General features: G+C 48.2%; 19 protein-coding genes. 15 read left to right on the top strand and 4 right to left on the bottom strand.

The window, feature by feature from the left end; genetic code table 11:
* Position 1 precedes the first annotated feature (1 nt).
* From gspE to gspN, 10 genes are read left to right on the top strand one after another with little or no spacing between them, the layout of a single operon-like run.
* Positions 2–1486 carry a type II secretion system ATPase GspE gene (gene gspE, locus GVJ32_RS01430; RefSeq protein WP_159238270.1) on the top strand — a complete coding sequence of 495 codons (1485 nt, stop codon included), beginning with the start codon at positions 2–4 and terminating at the stop codon, positions 1484–1486.
* Positions 1473–2693: a type II secretion system inner membrane protein GspF gene (gspF, locus tag GVJ32_RS01425; protein ID WP_159238269.1), complete on the top strand. Its 1221-nt coding sequence runs from the start codon at positions 1473–1475 to the stop codon at positions 2691–2693. Before gspE ends, gspF begins: the two co-directional genes overlap by 14 nt.
* Positions 2694–2707: 14 nt before the next feature.
* Positions 2708–3190, top strand: coding sequence for a type II secretion system major pseudopilin GspG (gene gspG / locus GVJ32_RS01420; RefSeq protein WP_159238268.1), 483 nt, complete (start codon positions 2708–2710; stop codon positions 3188–3190).
* Positions 3150–3689: a type II secretion system minor pseudopilin GspH gene (gene gspH / locus GVJ32_RS01415; protein WP_159238267.1), complete on the top strand. Its 540-nt coding sequence runs from the start codon at positions 3150–3152 to the stop codon at positions 3687–3689. The genes gspG and gspH overlap by 41 nt, the downstream gene beginning before the upstream one ends.
* Before the next feature lie 2 nt (positions 3690–3691).
* Positions 3692–4078 (top strand): type II secretion system minor pseudopilin GspI, encoded by a 387-nt coding sequence (gene gspI / locus GVJ32_RS01410; RefSeq protein WP_159238266.1) that lies wholly within the window; start codon positions 3692–3694, stop codon positions 4076–4078.
* Positions 4075–4701: a type II secretion system minor pseudopilin GspJ gene (gspJ, locus tag GVJ32_RS01405; RefSeq protein WP_159238265.1), complete on the top strand. Its 627-nt coding sequence runs from the start codon at positions 4075–4077 to the stop codon at positions 4699–4701. Before gspI ends, gspJ begins: the two co-directional genes overlap by 4 nt.
* On the top strand, positions 4698–5681 hold the full coding sequence (gene gspK, locus GVJ32_RS01400) for a type II secretion system minor pseudopilin GspK (RefSeq protein WP_159238264.1): 984 nt from the start codon (positions 4698–4700) through the stop codon (positions 5679–5681). Before gspJ ends, gspK begins: the two co-directional genes overlap by 4 nt.
* Positions 5678–6874 carry a type II secretion system protein GspL gene (gspL, locus tag GVJ32_RS01395; protein WP_159238263.1) on the top strand — a complete coding sequence of 399 codons (1197 nt, stop codon included), beginning with the start codon at positions 5678–5680 and terminating at the stop codon, positions 6872–6874. The genes gspK and gspL overlap by 4 nt, the downstream gene beginning before the upstream one ends.
* The gene (gspM, locus tag GVJ32_RS01390) at positions 6871–7353 is read left to right on the top strand and encodes a type II secretion system protein GspM (protein WP_159238262.1); all 483 of its coding nucleotides are present in this window, start codon (positions 6871–6873) and stop codon (positions 7351–7353) included. The genes gspL and gspM overlap by 4 nt, the downstream gene beginning before the upstream one ends.
* Complete coding sequence (gspN, locus tag GVJ32_RS01385; protein WP_159238261.1) at positions 7350–8072, top strand: type II secretion system protein N; 723 nt, start codon at positions 7350–7352, stop codon at positions 8070–8072. Before gspM ends, gspN begins: the two co-directional genes overlap by 4 nt.
* 81 nt (positions 8073–8153) lie before the next feature.
* On the opposite strand, the gene GVJ32_RS01380 is transcribed toward gspN, so the two are convergent.
* The gene (locus GVJ32_RS01380; RefSeq protein ID WP_159238260.1) at positions 8154–9275 is read right to left on the bottom strand and encodes an acyl-CoA dehydrogenase family protein; all 1122 of its coding nucleotides are present in this window, start codon (positions 9273–9275) and stop codon (positions 8154–8156) included.
* A gap of 44 nt (positions 9276–9319) precedes the next feature.
* Complete coding sequence (locus tag GVJ32_RS01375) at positions 9320–10510, bottom strand: acyl-CoA dehydrogenase family protein (RefSeq protein WP_159238259.1); 1191 nt, start codon at positions 10508–10510, stop codon at positions 9320–9322.
* Positions 10511–10805: 295 nt separating this feature from the next.
* On the opposite strand from GVJ32_RS01375, the gene GVJ32_RS01370 reads away from it, so the two are divergent.
* Positions 10806–11555, top strand: coding sequence for an SDR family NAD(P)-dependent oxidoreductase (locus tag GVJ32_RS01370; protein WP_159238258.1), 750 nt, complete (start codon positions 10806–10808; stop codon positions 11553–11555).
* A gap of 99 nt (positions 11556–11654) precedes the next feature.
* Complete coding sequence (gene glpK, locus GVJ32_RS01365) at positions 11655–13145, top strand: glycerol kinase GlpK (protein WP_159238257.1); 1491 nt, start codon at positions 11655–11657, stop codon at positions 13143–13145.
* 42 nt (positions 13146–13187) lie between these two features.
* Here the strand turns inward: glpK and GVJ32_RS01360 are convergent, their stop codons facing one another.
* A complete protein-coding gene (locus GVJ32_RS01360; protein ID WP_159238256.1) occupies positions 13188–15974 on the bottom strand; it encodes a putative bifunctional diguanylate cyclase/phosphodiesterase in 2787 nt (928 codons plus the stop codon).
* Positions 15975–16214: 240 nt separating this feature from the next.
* Positions 16215–16913, bottom strand: coding sequence for a DUF1499 domain-containing protein (locus GVJ32_RS01355; RefSeq protein WP_159238255.1), 699 nt, complete (start codon positions 16911–16913; stop codon positions 16215–16217).
* A gap of 169 nt (positions 16914–17082) precedes the next feature.
* On the opposite strand from GVJ32_RS01355, the gene GVJ32_RS01350 reads away from it, so the two are divergent.
* From GVJ32_RS01350 to ung, 3 genes are all read left to right on the top strand, one after another.
* Positions 17083–17859 carry a glucose 1-dehydrogenase gene (locus tag GVJ32_RS01350; protein WP_159238254.1) on the top strand — a complete coding sequence of 259 codons (777 nt, stop codon included), beginning with the start codon at positions 17083–17085 and terminating at the stop codon, positions 17857–17859.
* A gap of 21 nt (positions 17860–17880) precedes the next feature.
* Positions 17881–18573 carry an EthD domain-containing protein gene (locus GVJ32_RS01345; RefSeq protein WP_159238253.1) on the top strand — a complete coding sequence of 231 codons (693 nt, stop codon included), beginning with the start codon at positions 17881–17883 and terminating at the stop codon, positions 18571–18573.
* A 68-nt stretch (positions 18574–18641) separates the two neighbouring features.
* The gene (gene ung / locus GVJ32_RS01340) at positions 18642–19313 is read left to right on the top strand and encodes a uracil-DNA glycosylase (RefSeq protein WP_159238252.1); all 672 of its coding nucleotides are present in this window, start codon (positions 18642–18644) and stop codon (positions 19311–19313) included.
* Positions 19314–19321: the final 8 nt, after the last annotated feature.

The following is a 19321-nucleotide window of genomic DNA, read 5'->3' as shown; positions in this document are numbered from 1 at the left end:
TATGAGTCAGCCGCTAAGTTATGCATTTGCGCGCAGTAATCGCGTTTTAGTCGAAGACCGCAGCGATGGGTCTTTCGATGTCTTGTGTTGTAAAGAAACTCCCGCCTCTGCCGTCGCAGAGGTTCAGCGGGTGCTTGCTGGGCAGGTGAACTTAACGCTCTGCGATGAGAAAACGCTGCAAGACAAAATTAATGAGACCTTCCAACGCCAGCAGGGCGACGCTATGTCGGCAATGGGTGATATTTCTAGTGAGGTTGACCTTGATCGTCTTGCGGAAGAAATTCCTGAGTCGCAGGATTTACTCGATGCTCAGGACGACGCGCCGGTTATTCGCTTAATCAACGCCTTATTCGGTGAAGCGCTGAAGCGTGATGCTTCTGATATCCATATAGAAACTTACGAGAAAACTATGTCGGTGCGTCTGCGTGTCGACGGTATCTTGCAAGAAGTGCTAACCCCCAGCCGACGTTTAGCGCCGTTGCTGGTGTCGCGCATTAAGGTAATGTCGCGACTAGATATTGCAGAGAAGCGGGTGCCGCAAGATGGTCGAGTGTCGCTGCGTATTGCCGGTCGGTCTGTCGACGTGCGGGTGTCTACCATCCCGTCGAATTACGGCGAGCGTGTCGTTATGCGTTTGCTCGACAAACAAGCTGCTCGCATAGATATTAATCAACTCGGTATGCCAGAGAAAACCCTCGCTGCGCTGAAAGATTTATTGCAACAACCCAATGGAATTTTACTGGTAACTGGGCCGACGGGCTCGGGTAAAACCACGACGCTTTATGCAGGATTAATGTCGTTGAATGACCGGCGCCGTAATATTCTTACCGTTGAAGATCCGGTGGAATACGATATTGACGGTATTGGTCAAACTCAGGTTCATGCCAAGGTGGGAATGACCTTTGCGCGTGGTTTGCGTGCCATCCTTCGTCAAGATCCAGACGTGGTGATGCTTGGTGAAGTGCGAGATAAAGAGACTGCGGAGATCGCGGTTCAAGCATCGTTAACTGGGCACATGGTGCTCTCGACATTGCACACCAATACTGCTGTTGGTGCCGTGACACGCTTGGTCGACATCGGTGTGGAGCCGTATTTGATCGCATCGAGCTTGAAAGGCGTAGTCGCCCAACGTTTGGTTCGTAAATTATGCCAGCATTGCCGTCATGAAATTATATTAGATAAAACCGAAGCGCGTTTACTTGGCGATCTGAGCTTAGAAGGCCACAAAGCCTATAATGCGGCGGGCTGCGACGAGTGCCAACATACTGGCTATAAGGGGCGCCAAGGGGTTTATGAATTATTGGTTGTTGATCGCGAAGTAGCAGAGCTTATTCATAATCGCGCCAGCGAACAGGATATTCTACGTAAGGTCGGCAATGATATGCCGTCCTTAATGGGCGAGGGTCGGCGCTTGGTCTTAGCCGGTCAAACAAGTCTTGATGAACTACTGAGAAGTGTACGAGAGGGCGGTGATGCCGGCCTTTGAATATCGCGCACTCGATGCCAGCGGCGCCAATAAGAAAGGTATTGTTGAGGCTGATTCTGGGCGCCAAGCGCGGCAATTATTGCGTGATCAGCAACTATTTCCTTTAGACGTAAAACAAACTCGCGAAAAAACCAAGGCTGAAAACGCCCGTCGCAGTTTTGGCCGTTCCCGCGTTAGTATCGCTGATCTGGCTTTATTTGTTCGGCACTTGGCAACGCTTATCCAATCTGGTATTCCCTTAGAAGAGGCTCTTGCCGCGACTGCTAAACACACCCGCAAAGCGTATTTAAAGCGGGTGGTATTAGACCTGCGCGCTAGGGTTTTAGAAGGGCATTCCTTAGCCGATGGTTTGAATGAGCACCCTCAGGTATTTAATCCAGTGTTTAGGGCGTTGGTAAGTTCCGGTGAGAAATCAGGAGATCTCGGTCTCATTCTCGATCAGCTTGCCGATTACACCGAAGACAGCCAGAAATTACGCGGTGTTATTGTGCAGGCGGCGATGTATCCCATAGTACTGTGTTTTGTAGCGCTGTCTGTTATCGCCGCATTAATGACGTATGTTGTGCCTAAGGTCACTGCACAGTTCGCCCATTATGATCAGGCCTTGCCACTATTAACCCGTATTCTCATTACCTTGAGTGATGGTCTTGCGGCGAATTGGTATTACATGGTGGTGATTATTGTCGCGCTAGCACTTACTGTTAAGTGGTGGCTACGTTCGCCTGAGCGGCGCTTGAGGGCCGACAAAGCAATTTTAAAAATCCCATTATGGGGTCTGTTAATGTTGGAACTAGATTCGGCGCGGATGCTCAGAACATTGTCAATTCTAATGTCTTCTGGCGTCCCATTTTTAGAAACATTGAAGGTCGCCTGCGATACCTTGGCCAACCAGCATTTGAAAAAAAGTATGGCGACGGTGCGTGAGCAAGTGCGCGAGGGTAAGAGTTTTAGTCGCTGTCTGCAAGACGAAGCTGAGCTACCGCCCTTGGCGATTTACATGATCGCCAGCGGCGAAGCCAGTGGTGAAATGGAAGCGATGACCCAGCGTGCGGCGAGTAATTTAGAGCGCGAGTTACAAGCGCGAGTACAAATGTTTGTTAGTTTGTTTGAGCCCTTGTTGATTGTGGTACTGGGGGGTGTTGTGTTGTCTATTGTATTGGCGATCATGCTGCCGATACTGCAGTTGAATAATCTCACACAGTTTTAGGAGGTTTTGTCAGTATGTTACTTAATAGATTAAATGATAAATCGCATCAGCGTGCCGGTGCTCCCATTAACCGCGCTAAAAAGCAGAGCGGTTTTAGCTTGCTAGAAATCATGGTGGTGATTGTCATCATGGGTTTACTGGTAGCGGTAGTTGCACCAAATGTATTGCAAAACCAAGACCGAGCCATGGTTGAAAAGGCGCGTGCAGACATATCCGTTTTAGAACAAGCCTTAGACATGTACAAACTAGACAACCATGTATATCCAACAACAGATCAAGGATTGCAGGCACTGGCAAAACGTCCTGAAACTGGGCCAACGCCAAAAAGCTATCGCACCAATGGCTATATAAAGCGTTTGCCGGAAGACCCGTGGGGTAATCCTTACGTGTTTATTCAGCCAGGTGAGCATGGCGCTTTTGACTTGTATTCAACCGGTGCAGACGGGGAAGAAGGTGGTGAAGAGCTTGCCAGCGACATCGTTAACTGGCAGGAATAGTCGGGGGTTTTCGTTACTTGAGTTGATGGTCGTTATTTTTATTATCGGCCTGCTCAGTGGCGCTGCTGCGCTAACACTGCCATCGAAAGATGGTGGTGCTTTGTTGCAGGAGCAGCGTTATAAATTAATCGGGAATCTTCGCAGTGCACGGGCTGAGGCAGTATTTAGCGGACGTAGCCTTGGTCTAGCGTGGGAGCAGCAGCGCGGACGTTTTTATGTACTTACCGCGCAGGGTTGGCAGGTGATTCAGCAAGGAGTATTAGCCAAAGAAGTTGTTTTGGATGAGCGCGTTAGGTCGTTGATTACCGTGGGCGGCGAACCAATTAAAAGCGCGTCTGAAGACAGTGATGCTAGGGACGAAGGTGGTGAAGATCAAGAAACAACACCGCAACTGATGTTCCTTGGTGACGGGCAGATTTCTCCCTTTGAATGGCGTTTGTCGTCTGATGGGGCGGAGTCTTTGGTGCTTGACGAACAATTAACAGTCGAACGGCAATGACTATGTTGTCTATCCGTACACGTTGCGGTCAAACCCAGGCCTGTCGCAGCAAGGGCTTTACCTTGTTAGAAATCATGGTGGCCTTAGTTATTTTCGCTACGGCGGCGGTGGCGCTAAGCAAAAGTTTGACGGGAAGCGCAAGTAATGTCGGTGCGATTGAGCAGCGCCAGTTTGCCGACGTAGTCGCTCACAACGTTTTGGTTGAAATTCTGCGTGACGGTTATGGAAATGATAATAGTGGCAAAGTGAGTTTGGCGGGCTTTGATTATCGTTGGCAGCGCACGGTTGAACAAACTCCGCATCCTGATATTCGTCGGGTCGACATACAGGTGTTTTTGAGCTCAAGTAACGACTCGCTTGCCACTCGTTCGGCGTTTCTTGGGAAATGAGGAAACTAATGCAGGGCGGGCATCATCGAGGTTTTACACTAGTCGAATTACTGATTGCCGTCGGTATTATGGCTTTATTGGGAACCGTTGGCGCGCTGTTGTTAAATACCTCGCTGGAAAACCAAGCGGCGATAGAAAAGCGGCAGCAGGCACTAGAGCGGGTCGCTTTGGCCTTAACCGTATTTAGACGCGATGTGGAGCAAGTCACCCCCCGCATTCCTCGTGATGAGCAAGGCGATCCCATGCCGGCAAATATTGTTGCGGAGCAAGTGGGCGAAGATAGCGAATTGGAATTTGTACACGGCGGTAGACGGGTATTACCAGGCCGCAGCTTGGGAAGCACACTTGAGCGAGTGCGGTATGTACGCGAAGAAAAAGAGCTCATTCGCTATAGCGCAGCGGTCGCGGATCCGGCGGGGAATACCACGTGGCAGCGGCAGGTAGTATTAAACGACGTCAGCGAGTTTGTTGTGGAGCTATATGACGGTAATCGCTGGTCTGTGTTTTGGCCACCCAGTACGCAGGTCAATGCGACGCAACCGCGCTCATTGCGGATGACGGTCTCGACCGGCGTATGGCCAGATATTCAGTTAAATGTGCTGCTGCCAGAGTTATTGCAATGAAGGGGCAGTATACACAGCGCGGCGCCGCCTTAATGATGGTATTGCTCATAGTCGCTATTATGGTGGTATTGGCGGTGGGTTTAACCGACGGCGTGCGTTACAGCAGTCAACGGCTGTTAAATCAACGGCTGATGGATCAGGGCTATTGGTATGCCCTCGGCGGTGAGCGTATAGCGGTATTTGCTCTTGAGGATACAGCGGGCGATCCCGTTAGCGCCTTAAATCAGGATTGGGCTAGAAAAGATATTGTGTTTCCCATTGACGGCGGTTCAATTGCGGGACTCATCACTGACGAGCAGGCATGTTTTAATTTGAATTCGCTGTATCGGGCGGAGCCTGCAACGGGGGCAGCTGACGATGTGACTGCGGCGGAGCAAGTGTTTACGGCACTGCTAGAAAATTTGGAGATTTCTCCACAGCGGGCCGAATTTATTATTGGCCGCACTCAGGATTGGATCGATGAAGATTTTTCGCCTGAGGGCATTTACGGTGCAGAAGATTTAACTTACACCGCGCTGGATTATCCGTATTTGCCGCCGAACGGTTTACTAGATTCCATCAGTGAAATGGGTTTGTACGCAGAGTTTGAAGAAGATGAACAAAAGCGTATTGCACCTTATGTGTGTGCCTTACCAGAAGTAAACACAGCCATAAATGTGAACACGTTGGCGTTAGATAAACCGGCATTACTCGCTGCGACGGTTGGCAATATAATCTCGATAGAGCAGGCCGCTGCAGTTTTAGAGAGTCGTCCAGAAACTGGTTGGGCTGATGTGCCAAGTTTTGTAACGGCCTTAAACTTGGCATCTGAAGATACCCTGCCAACCAATCTTTTACAGGGCGTTGGGGTGAAGTCACATTATTTTAGAGGCTTGGCAGACGTGTTTTACGAACAGCGTCAAATGCGTTTGTTCAGCCGCTTGGTTGTGAAAAACGGTAAAGCAATTGTGTATGCCCGCGAGTATGGAGAAGTTTTTTGACTGCGTTGTTGCTAATAGATTTACCTTTGACACCCGATACGCCGGTCGCTTGGTTGCACTGGGACAAAGAGCGCGCCAGCGTCATTGCTGAGGGCGTGTTGGCCAATGCGAGTGAACTACCAAAGTTGGCTGACAGAGCTGAAGGTGTACCTTGCTATGTGTTGATCTCTGGCGAAGTGGTTAGTGCCCATCGCGTGGTGCTGCCCAAGGGCGGTCGCGTGGGTTTGTCGGCATTGCCTTTCCAGCTCGAAGATAAACTTTGTAGCGACTTAGACAGCGTTCATATTGCCACGGGCACCATCAAAGCCAATCAAGCCGCAGATGTGCTTATTCTTAGCCGAGATTTGGCAGCGTATTGTTTGGATGTGCTGCGCAGTAGTGGACTGCGCATTAAAGCCTTATTACCTGACTATGCCGTATTGCCAGAAAATGCGGTAGTGGTAGCAGAGCATCAGGTAGCGGCGAATTTTCACGCCAAGATAGCCGGTATGAACACCGCAAATTTTTCGGTTTGGCAGCAATTGGCGACGGCGGGTGAACAGGCAGATCAAGATATTCAGTGGTATTTTGGCGGTGATTGTCAGGAGGAGCTCATCGAGCAAGCTCCTGCAAATGCTATTCGCTGTAAAACCCGCTTACAGGCCCTAGCGCGTAACTTTACGCCTTGGTCGCTGTCTTTACTGAGCGGTGATTATTTATTGAAGGATGAGAGTGGTGAAGCATTTTCTCGTCTGCGCTGGCCGCTAATATTGCTGGCTAGTTTGTTACTTGTGCATTGGTTCGGTTTGGCGGTACAAACTCGCACCATGAGCCGCGAAACTGAACTTCTCGACAAGGGTATGGTTGATATTTATCAGCAGGCTTTTCCTGGGGCTAGGGTGGTGAATGCCCGCAGCCAGATGCGCAGCCAGTTGAATGCATTAGAAAGTGTAGGTACGAGCGGCGCTATGATGCCGTGGTTAGATAAAGTCGCGGCAGCAACTCGTGGCCGTAACGATATTAGCCTTAGCCAACTTAATTATGAAAATGATCCCCCGGTAATGAAACTATTGGTGAAGGCGACGTCTTATGCGCAAATCGATCAGTGGTTAGCAGCCTTAAAGGCGCAGGGTTTGGATGTGGATCGAGGCGCTTTTGGTCAAGAAGGCAGCGGTATTGCCGGTCAGATAAGTATTCGGGGGGCGGCACAATGAAATTAATTAACCGGCTTCTTGAGGGCCGTAATGAGCGTGAGCGTCAGATTCTCATTATTGGCGGCGTTTTAGCGATTCCACTTATTATTTGGATGCTGATTTGGCAGCCTTTGCTAAAAGCTAATTCTGTTGCGGAGAACAAACTTGAGCAACGCCGCAACGCCTACGCATGGATGCAGCAGGCCGCGTCGCAAATTCAATCTATGAGGGGTTCAGTTCCGCAATCGGCGGCGCTATCTGGCTCACCTCAGCAGCAAATAACCGGCGCAGCTGCTGCTTTGTCGGTAAATATTAATCGTATAGAACCCCAATCGTCGGGGCGATATAGCGTGTGGGTGGCCAAGACCGATTACAGCAGTGCCGTGCAATTTATCGAGACATTATCAGTGGCAGGTATGACCTTATATTCAGCAAATATTACTTTATTAGACAGCCCAGGCACCGTGTCGCTTAGAGCATCTTTAGGTGTTGCCGAATGAAACGCAGTGTATGGATTATTTTAGGAATAGTATTTTTTCTGATTTGTTTAGTAGTCGCTACCCCAGCTTGGATTGTGCGTGACATTATTATTAAGCAGCAACCGGCGATGGCGGTAGGTAATATCAGTGGGCGAATTTGGCGCGGTGAATTAGATGTGGTTCAGTATCAAGGAATTACCCTTAGTGGAATTCGCTGGACCTTAAATCCATTCGGTCTTATTAGCGGTGTGCCATTGGCTATCGCCGTGAGTGAGCCGGTGCAAGGCGAGGGTGATGTTGGCATCGGCAGCGAGCAGACCTTGCAACTTCGCAATGTGAATGTAGAAGGTCAACTTGCAAGATTATTAAATGCCATGAATTTCCCTAGCATGGGATTTGATGGCGGTATTTCGCTGGCTTTGCAAGAAGCAAAAATCAATGCAGTGGGCTGTATTTCTATTGATGGCACGATGACCCTAAATGCCTTGTCTGGTGATATTGAGGGGGTCGATAGCATTGCCCCGGTCACTGCAAGTTTGAGCTGTGAAAATAAACGAATCGTATTGGCAATTGACGAAAACAATTCTGCCAAAGTGCGTGGCACAGTGAGAATTTCGGTTAATGGGCAAATGAACGGACAGCTGATGTTGTCGCCTGCAGTAGGTACGCCCTTATTTAATAGTTTGACCCAGTTTATGGGGCGCCCAGCAAACGGCAAAGATTTTATACTGCGTTTGTAAATTTGTGTGAACAGGTTCGAAAATTAAAAAAGCCCCGCAAGAATTTGCGGGGCTTTTTTGTTTTGATTATTCAGAAGTGCCTTAATAACCGCACAAGCTAGCGTAGCGGTCACGATGAAAATGGCTGCTGCCGAGAATTTGCGTAGCAACCCGAGAGCGTTTTAGAAAAAAGCCAATATCTAATTCATCGGTGACGCCAATACCACCATGCATTTGCACGGCTTCGTTGGTGATTAATTCAAATACGTCGTTTAATCTGGCTTTGGCGAGGCTTGCTAATTGCGGTAAGTCTGCGCGCTTTTCGTCTATTGCAGATAGCGCATCTAAGACCACAGACTTAGATAATTCTAGCTCGATAAACATTTTGGCGGCGCGATGCTGCAATGCCTGAAAACTGCCAATTTTAACGCCAAATTGATCTCGCTCTTTTAAGTACGCAACGGTGCGCTCGAAACATTCGCTGGCAGCGCCGAGCATTTCAGCGGCGAGACAAATGCGTCCGTAGTCCAGTCCGGTGTTGAGAATATCTTGTCCCTGTTCGGCATTGCCAATGAGGGTAGATGCTTTAACACGCACTTGATTAAAGCGCACCGTGGCCGCATTGCGACTGTCGATGAGGTGGTGGCGACGGCGTTCGATGCCATCAGTATTGGCATCGACGATGAACAAGCCCGTGCCAGCTTGCAGGCGAGTAGCAATAATTAGATAGTCGGCACTGTGGCCATCTAGTACAAATAATTTTTCACCATTAATAATATAGTCATCGCCGTCTGCAACTGCGGTGGCCGCAAAGTCAGATGGCTGATGGTGAGGTTTTTCTTCTAATGCTAGAGCTAGGCTCAGAGCGCCCGCAGCAATTTGCGGTAGGAAAGTAGATTTTTGTTCTTCGCTACCACCTTCAATAATAATGGTTGATCCAAGTACCACGGTTGAGAATAAGGGCGAGGCGGCGAGGGTGCGGCCGGATTCTTCAATGACCGCACCAAGGCCCATATAGCCAAAGTCTAAGCCATCGTAGGCTTCAGGTAACACCATGCTGGCCCAGCCAAGTTCAACCATTTGCTGCCAGTGATTTGGATTAAAGCCAAGCTCATCTTTTTGATCGCGCAATTTTCGTAATGCGGTTACCGGCATTACGCGTGTTAAAAAATCTTTGGCGGTATCTTTGAGCAAACGCTGCTCTTCGTTTAATACCAGTGTCATGTCCGTTCTCCGGTTTATTCACGGTCTATATATTGTGTGGGGTCTTATTCGGGAAGACCCAATACCCGCTTGGCGATAATATTAAGCTGTACTTCTGATGTGCCGCCGGCGATGGATAAGGCTTTTGAAAACAGCCAGCCGCGGTTTGTCAGCAGTTCATCGTCGTTAAATTCAGCGTCATTCCAGCCTAGTGCACGGTGGCCTAGTATCGCCATTAATACTTCTTCTTTGCGTTTACTTTCTTCGGTGCCAACATATTTCATAATGAGCGGTACATTGTTGTCAGCAACACCGTTCATGCGTTCTTCAAAGCTGCGGAAATGCGTGAGGCCAATCGCGCGGAATGCCATTTCGTGGTTGACTAGCTGCTCGCGCAGGCCGCGGTCTTTTAATTTTCCGCTGCTATCCAATCCCACGTACTCAAGTGCCGCCTGCACCGGGCCAAAACTTGGCCCAGGGGTGTCGCCACCAATTTCGGCCATCAGTTTGCGCTCATGCTTTAATAGCGATTTGGCAACCGACCAGCCCTTATTAAGCTCGCCGATAAGATTGCCCTTGGGCACTTTTACATTGTCGAAAAAGGTCTGGCAAAACTCTGACTCACCGCTGATCAGCTCAATGGGTGTGGTAGATACGCCGGGGTCATCCATGTCTATTAACAGAAAACTAATACCTTCCTGCTTCTTGGCGCTGGGATCGGTGCGAACTAAACAAAATATCCAATCAGCTTTGTCGGCATTGGTCGTCCAAATTTTCGCGCCGTTGACTAAAAAATGGTCGCCTTTGTCTTCTGCTCGGGTTTGTAGACTGGCAAGGTCGGAGCCTGCGCCAGGTTCTGAGTAGCCTTGACACCAGCGCACTTCGCCGCGTGCAATATTAGGGATATGTTGTCGACGCTGCGCCTCGGTTCCGTATTCAAGCACTGCTGGCCCGAGCATCCATATGCCCAAATCGAACAGCGGAGTTCTGCAGCCTAAGCGTTTCATTTCTTCTTTTAGAATTTTGGCTTGACGTTCATCTAGGCCACCACCACCTAATTCGATGGGCCATTCCGGCACGGTCCAACCTTTGTCACGCATGCGCTCAAACCAAAGTTTGGCGTCGTTGCTGGGAAATACTTTATTTTTTCCAGCCCACACTTGTTCATCACGGGTGATAGGGCGTCGTTGTGACGGTGGACAGTTCTCTTCTAACCACGCGTGGACAGTTTGTCGAAATTGATCGAGATCGCTCACGTCGGTCTCCTTAAAAGGTTTGGCTTTGACACAAAAATTAGTGTTCGCATATAGCCCCATATGAGGGTGTATGGGGTGGCGATTATGGTGACTTCAGCTTAGCCGACGCGGTTTTAAAGACAAGGACGAAACACGTCATACGGACTATCAAAAGCGGTCATCGCGTAGTCACGTTAGTTAGTTCTCTGCCATTTAACTGATGTCATCCGTTGGGGGGATAGACTCACTTGGCCAATATCTGCGATGTTAGATTATCGTTGTAACTGCTTGCCAGAAAATAATAAAAGGAAAAAATATGAAGCGATTTGAAAATAAAGTAGTGCTGCTTACTGGTGCGGGTTCTGGTATTGGTCGTGCCAGCGCGCTCCGCTTGGCCGCTGAGGGTGGCAAGGTCTGGTGTACTGATATCAACGAAGCTGACATTAATACCCTTGTCGATGAAATAACGACAGTGGGTGGCGTGGCAGTCGCTTATCGATTTGATATCAGCGAGCTCGGTGCAGCGGAGCGCTGTGTTGAAGCCTGTGTGGCTGAGTTTGGCGGAGTGGATGCCGTGGTCAATATGGCGGGTATTTTGCGATTCTCAAACTGCCATGAGCTTGATCAAAATATATGGGATCAAATCCTCGCCATTAATCTTACTGGCACTTTTATGCTGTGTAAGGCGGTGTTGCCTGAGTTGCTAAAGACCAAGGGTAATATTGTGAATGCGGCATCTACTGCGTCATTACAGGGTTTACCTTGGGGAGTTGCTTATGCGGCAAGCAAGGGCGGCGTGTTGGCGATGACTCGCAGTATTGCCGTTGAATATGCAAAACGGGGAGTACGGGCAAATTGCGTTTGCCCAGGCGATATTAATACCAATATGGCTCAGGGGGTTACATTTCCGGCGGATGCAGATTTCGATTTATTGAGCAGAATTACTTCCTTGACCGGCGCGAAGGGGCCTGAGGTGGTTGCTGGTGTGATTGCGATGCTGGCTTCTGAAGATGGTTGCCATATCACTGGTGAACATATTCGGGTCGATGGCGGCATACTGGCGTAAATACTGATACATATCGTTATAAAGCTAGCTAAATTCTGGTCGTCTTCTTTAGTCTCTGCCATCATAGCGTGGTAACGAGTTAAAGGAGACGATTTCCCAATGGATACTTTTATTCTGGCGGTTGACCAAGGTACTACCAGTTCGCGTGCAATTGTTTTTAATGCCGGCGGCGAAATTTGTGGTGTTGGTCAGCAGGAATTCGCACAGCATTATCCGCAGGATGCATGGGTTGAGCATGATCCAGAAGAAATTTGGGAAACAACTTTAAGCAGCTGTCGAAAGGCAATAGAGAATGCGGGGGTATCATCAAGCGATATCGCCGGAATTGGTATTACAAATCAGCGTGAAACCACTATTGTGTGGGATCGCAAAACCGGCGAAGCCGTTTATCCTGCGATTGTTTGGCAGGATCGGCGCACCGCGGCACGCTGTGCTGAGCTAAAGGCGCAGGGAGTTGAAGATATTGTCTCTCGACGCAGTGGCTTGCTGCTCGATCCGTATTTTTCTGGCAGTAAAGTTGGCTGGATACTCGATAATGTTGCTGGCGCAAGAGCACGTGCAGAAGCCGGCGAACTTGCTTTTGGTACGGTAGATAGCTTTTTACTTTGGCGTTTAACTGGCGGCTTGCAACATGCCACCGACGCGACAAATGCGTCGCGAACTCTGTTATTTAATATCCATACCCAACAGTGGGATCCAGACCTACTAGCGCTGTTTAATATACCTGAATCAATGCTGCCGGAAGTTAAAGATAGTTGCGATGATTACGGTTGCTGCGACAAACAATGGTTTGGGACTGAGATTCCGGTCTGTGCACTAATTGGCGATCAGCAAGCCGCGACGGTTGGGCAGGCATGTTTCGAACCCGGTATGGTAAAGAGTACCTATGGTACGGGTTGTTTTGTGGTGCTTAATACCGGGTCGACGGCGCTGCGTTCGGAGAATCGTTTATTAACCACGGTTGCGTATCGAATTCGCGGCGAAGTTTGCTATGCGCTTGAGGGCAGCATATTTGTAGCGGGGGCCGCCGTGCAATGGCTGCGTGACGGTCTGCATTTAATTGGTTCAGCCTCAGAAACTCAACCCTTGGCAGAAAGCGTAGAAAGTTCCAACGGTGTTTATATGGTGCCTGCATTTACAGGCTTGGGCGCGCCGTACTGGGATCCTGATGCACGGGGCGCGATCTTTGGTTTAACCCGCGACACGGGCATTGCACATATCGCGCGGGCGACCTTGGAGTCTGTGTGTTATCAAACTCGGGATTTACTTGAGGCAATGCGTGGTGACGGCGCTGACTTTGAAACTTTGCGGGTGGATGGTGGTATGGTGGCTAATAACTGGGTTGTGCAGCGTTTGGCAGACATGTTGGATTGTCGGTGCGAGCGCCCGCAGGTGACGGAAACAACAGCATTGGGGGCCGCTTATCTGACTGGTCTTCAGTTAGGAATCTATAGCTCTTTAGAAGAAATAGCAGGGTTGTGGCGCTGTGAAAGTGGTTTTGATCCAGCTATGAACGAAGTCGATAGGGCGCGGCGCTATACCGGTTGGAAGAATGCAGTATCTCGAGTGCGTAGCAGCGGATCACAATAAGGCTATAAGCGGGGGCCTTTAGCCCCCGAAATAACGACGCTGTTATTTGCGAAGATGCAGCGACAGATCAAGTGCACTTATCGGCATCGGCCGACAGATATAGTAACCCTGAACATATTCAACGCCGATGTCTCGTACTATATCTAAGGCCGCGCGATTTTCTACACCTTCCACAATGACTTTCTTGCCTAGGCTATGGCTCATTTCAACCATCGATTTCACTAGTACGCGGTCTTGTTCGCGCTCGTGAATAAAGCGAATAAATGACTGGTCTATTTTAATATAATCAACCGGAAGTTCACGTACGTATTCAAAGGATGTGAAGCCTATACCGAAGTCGTCAAAGGCGATTTTGGCGCCGATGGCTTTAAAGTGGTGGAGTAAATCATGGGTGACGCCCAGATTTGAAATCGCGTCGGTTTCAACAATTTCAAAAATTAATCGATGCGGATTCGCGCCGGTTAAATGGATTAATTCTTCAATACGTTGTTTGAAATCCGCCTGCTCTAGGGTGGGAGCGGTTACGTTTATACTTAAACTCGTGGTGATTCCAGATTCTTCCCAGAGGCTTTGCTGGCGCATTGCTTTTTCGATCACAGAGTAATCGAGTTTGGGTAGCAAGCCGGATTCAGATGCAATTCCAAGAAATTTTGCCGGGGCGATAAACTGCCCCTCATCGTCGAGCATTCTCACCAAGCATTCGCAGTGGCTAATGCGGTTGCTGCTGAGATTAAGTATGGGTTGATAGAACAATACCAAGCGGTTTTCATTAAGCGCAGATAGCAGTTGCTCTTTCATTTGATATTTTTGGTGGCGAGATGAGCGGCTGCTCTCGGCATCGTCATCGCTTGCGTAAAATAAATGCCCCCGCAGCTTATTCTTTACTCGCAGCATGGTAGAGGTGGTGTTCGATATGAGTTCGTCGATTCCGCTTAAACCTTCGTGGTAAGAGTCAACAACGCCAGATAGACAGACTTCCTCTTCGTCGTCGCCAAGCCGGAAGGCAAATCGTGTTAAGTGGTCGAGACAAAGATCTTTGGTGCTCGATTGGGATGTCTTGTCATGGTGAATTAATGCGCAAAACTCGCCAGAGCCAGTGCGAGAGATGAGCGTATCTGGCGGTAAGGATTTGTATAAATGGGCCGCAAAATCATTGAGTAGTTTATCGCCAGTGTCAAAGCCGCGCCGATCATTAAAGGTAGCGAAATCGTCAATATCTAGCATCAGTAATTCGATCAATGAACGGGTTTGATTTTTACTGATGTAATTATTTGCGTCCTCGGTAAAGCTACTGCGGTTTAATAAACCTGTTACACGGTCATGTTGTCCTAGCCAGCGTAAACTCTCCGTGGCTTCGCGGCGCTCGGTGACATCAATACCTAAAGAAAGTATCTTAAGTTCGCCACCGACCAGCAAGCTGCTGTGAGTCCACAGAAAATCTAGCTTGCGCCCGTCTGCGGTGTAAAAAGTGGTTTCGCCCTGGGTTTTATTCCCTTCACGGTTTAGCAGTGGTCTCAGTGAGGTGCTCAGGCTTATATTTTGGCGCCCATCTTTAATCCAAGTATTGATATTTGCCGACGGCGGAGATTGTTCGGTTAATCCGGTTAATTGGCGTCCTAGCTTATTTATATTACTAATCTTACCGTCGATGTCGTGAATAAGAATCGCCAGCGGAGAGCTGTCGAGCAAGGTTTCGTTAAAAACCTTGGCCTCGGTAAGCGCCTCAATTTTTTGGGCTAGTTCGTTTTTATGGTCATTTACAATTTGATCCATGCTGTCGAGTGAATCAATCATCTTGCCAAGAGTGGTGACAAGTACGTCGATTTCGTCATTCCAGCGAGGGTTGGAATCTAGTTTTTTGAGTGACTGCCTTGCATCATCAAATTGTCCATGCGGGAGCAAGGGGAGAACCTTCGTTAATTCAGATAGCCGGTTGAGCGATGGTTTTAGTATGAGGGTGATTAGGCCCATTATAATCGAAAGAGTAATAAGCCAAGTGAGGAATATGTCTTTTACTGATTGAAAATCTTGTTCGTAGATCATGGCGTGATCTATAACAATGGCTACGTAATGATGGTTTTCGACGTTCGAATTCAATGGAAATATGCGCGTGCTATAGGCCTTACTTTTGTCAAAAAAACTTTTTCTTATGTTGGCGCTAGAATCAATATTCACAGCTAAGTGTTGGATTTTATCGCTGTCGCTCGAGAGCAGGATAAGCGGTGCGGTCTCAGGGCTTGCTAACGATATTATCGCTATGTCCACGCCGGCAATTTCTGAAAATCCCTCGATTAAATATTCTGCTGAGCGATTGAGATTAACAATGTAAGTCTGCTGATGACTATTTTGTACAGGTATATACGCCCGTTGGTAGCAGGTGCTATCACAATTTAATACTGCAATCGGTGCCGAATTGCTAATGCCTTCCAGCGGGGGGGGAAGGGTTGAGGCCGAATTAGTTTTGCCGGCGAGAGCTAGCTGATGGCCATCGCGGGAAAAATACGCCACTGAATCAATATTGGGTAGTGCCGGCGACAGGCTTTTGGGCGAGATTTGATTAGAATCTAAGTCATTTAAAATTGTGGGACTATTAGCTAATCGAAATAATTCATTGTTTGAATGATTAATAAACGAGTGAAAGGTCTGTTCTAGGTGCAAAAGATATTTATCGACAGCTTCGTGGTTATGCGAGCTTATTTGGGTGTAGGTGTAGTAGCCGCGTGCGCCCATAACTAATGCGATTGCTAAAAAAAGCACACCGCTGAGTTTGCGTTGCAGCCCAAGGTATTTGCCTTTGTTGGCTATCAGGCTTGATTTTGGCTGTGGCACATTTTTATTCAGAATGATAATCCACCCGAGATCGTTGTTATTTGAGTTCTACTGCTAGCGGATACAGGTGTTCAGTAGCGATTGGCATGAGCTGCCAAGTTTGTTTCTGACCACGTTTCATAATGCTGTTTTGGAACGTTACGGTACATGGTAAAGCTTTTACTGTCGTGGGGTAAGTGTGTATTTTGATAGAAAATGCAAAGGTGATTAAACACAGTGAAATCACCCTAGCGGTCGATATTAGTGTAGATATTCTTCGATAAAGAGTTTGACTCGCTTGGCATTTTCGCCTAAATCTCCTTTGCCAACCCGTGATGCAGAGCGGAGGTCGATAATTGACCCACTTGGGGTTTGAGTAATGCGAATCACTATGTCGTCGGTAAAGCCAAACCAAAAGCTTTTGACTGACGCTTCGATATGACCTTGTTCTTGGTAATAAATAGTCCACCCGAGTTGCTCGGCTATTCTTATCGCCTTGGCTTGCGCCTTTTCCTGCGTGTAAACAGACGGAATGCTGTGAATGTTTGGATAGGCTTGTTGCTGCAGTGCGTGATTTTCAGGTGAGTCTTCGAGGCTATTGTCGCTGGGCTCCCGCTGCTCTAAGGCCATGATAAATTGCGGAGGGTTTTGTGTGCTGGTAGTGATGTCATGAATCAGGGGGGTACCTGCGCCGCTAAAAAGGCTGAGGCTAAAAAAAATAATAGCCGGCAGCGCGATTATGGACGCCAAACTGAGTTGGCGCCGGCCTGCCGCACTGGCCGTGCGTCTGGTGAGCAGGGCGGCGGCAAAAATGCTACTAAAACTCAGCATGCCGGCAAGGCTGAACATAAGGAGCCCAATTTGAAAGTGGAACCAATGGAATCGAACCCCTGCGGCGCCAAGTATTAATAATACTAGCGAACAAATGGCGACTTTATAGCTTATAGACGGGATATTCATAGTGGCTCCAAGTGGGCGTCTAGCTAATCTTACCAAAGGGTAATTAGTCTGCGCTTTTTTTTTACACAAATGCGTGATTTACTTGTAGTTAACAACCTGTAACTAGTCGGCATTTGAGCGGCTATGTTGCGGCTATCATCCAGAATCCAATAACAATTAAGAGGTAATTATGGGCCGTGTTGAAGGTAAGGTTTGTATTGTAACGGGTGCCGCTAGCGGTATGGGTAAGGCCGATGCTATTTTGCTGGCGGCTCAGGGTGCCTCAGTGGTACTTACTGATTTAAATGAAAAAGATGGTAAGGCGGTTGCCAATCAAATTGGTGAACGCGCTATTTTTCTGAAGCATAACGTGACTAGCGAAGAAGATTGGCAACGGGTGGTGAATACTGCAGTAGAGCGTTTTGGGCGGCTCGATGTTTTAGTGAATAACGCAGGTATGATGACCCTTGGCAATGTCGTTGATTGCAGCTTGGAAGATTATCGTCGCGTTAATGCAGTAAATAGCGAGGGTGTGTTTTTAGGTTGTAAAACTGCCATTCCGGCGATGGAAGCTTCTGGCAATGGCGGTTCTATTATCAATATGTCATCAGTTGCGGCGATGCACGGTATGTCATTTGTTGCAGCTTATAGTGCGAGTAAGGGCGCGGTGATGGCCTTGACGAAATCAGTAGCCTTGTATTGTCGCGAAAAGCGTAACGGTATTCGCTGTAATTCGATCCATCCAGACGGTGTAAAGACGCCAATGGTCTTTAAAGTGGCTACTGGCCAAGAAAGCGCGACCCGCGAAGAGATTGAGTCCTTGTCTACCGAAGCAAACCCCATGTGTGAACCTGAGGATATCGCGGCATTAGTGCTTTACCTTGCGTCGGATGAGTCGCGCTTTGTAAATGCTGCTGAGATGTTAATTGATAATGCCTCGACTGCGACGCCACCGATTGGCATTTAACTCGCTAGGGGCGGCTGTGCAATGCGAAAAATTATTTATTTAATGTGGTCTGACTCTAGTGATGAGCATTTTATGCGTGCACTTCATCAGGAGTTAATTCCACGCCTTGGCGACATCGCTGGCATAGTCCGGAGGCAATTAAATATTCCAGATCATGATGTTGATGCCGCGTCGGCATTGCGAATGGAAAATAGCGCAGCGGCCTTCGACGCTATGTGCAGTGTTTGGTGCACGAATGAGGTGGCCGCAGCATTATTAGATAATATTGTTCGCAACTTCTGTGTGCAGTTTAGTCGCTATCATGTCGAAGAAATTGAACGCTTGCCAAATACTCTGCATTCTTCAGAGTGTGGTGTGCGCACGTTCGGTTTTAGTCAGGTAGCGCTGCTGCGCTGCCCGCAGCGTATGGAATACGATGCGTGGTTGGCGTATTGGCAAAATACCCACACCACAATTGCTTTAGAAACCCAATCAACATTTCGTTATGTTCAAAATATTGTTTCTGAGGTGGCTGGCGAAGATGTTAGCTGTTATCACGCCATTGTTGAGGAGTGTTTTCCGGCACTGGCGATGACGGACTCTGCAGTATTTTACAATGCGGCGGGCGATAGCAAAAAGCAGCAAGATAATATGAAGCGTATGATCGATAGCTGCGTGAATTTTATCGATTTTGATGAAATTGACGTCGTGCCTACTAGCGAGTATGTCTATTAATTTTTTGCTATGCTGGCCGCCAATATTATTTTGATTGAATGGCGGGATATTGGTGGCAGAGCAATAATATGGCAATAATTATTGAGCCTACTTGGCAGCGTGCGCTTGCGGAGCAATTTCAAGAACGCTATTTTCAAAATTTATTGGGCTTTATTCAAAGCCGCAAGGCTGCGGGCGTCAACGTGTATCCTCCAGAGAAACAGTGGTTTTCGGCCTTAGAAAATACGCCTTTTGATAAAGTTAAAGTCGTTATATTAGGTCAAGATCCTTACCATGCCGCTGGTCAAGCACATGGCCTGAGCTTTTCTGTGCAGCCAGCTATGAAGATCCCCCCATCGTTATGCAATATTTATAAAGAACTTTATACCGATTTAGGTATGGCAATACCGTCGCATGGTTACTTGTTGCCGTGGGCAGAGCAGGGTGTATTGCTATTGAATAATGTCTTAACGGTAGAGGATGGTGCTGCCGGCTCACATCAGGGCAAGGGTTGGGAGTTATTCACCGACGCGATAATTCAACAGTTAGATCAACGTCGCGAGGCCTTGGTGTTTTTGTTGTGGGGTAGCCATGCGCAAAAGAAAGGTGCGTCAATTGATCGGCAGCGGCACTTAGTTTTAGAGGCTCCGCACCCTTCGCCATTATCGGCCTATCGTGGTTTTTTTGGCTGCCAACATTTTTCAAAAACAAATGCATATCTGCAAGCACACCATCACTACGCCATTGATTGGCAGTTGTGAAGTGAGCT

Origin of the sequence: Zhongshania aliphaticivorans, assembly GCF_902705855.1 — a bacterium.
GTDB classification, from domain to species: Bacteria; Pseudomonadota; Gammaproteobacteria; order Pseudomonadales; family Spongiibacteraceae; genus Spongiibacter; species Spongiibacter aliphaticivorans_B.
The sequence above is the reverse complement of the archived record's forward strand: the minus strand, read 5'-3'. Positions and strand labels throughout refer to the sequence as shown.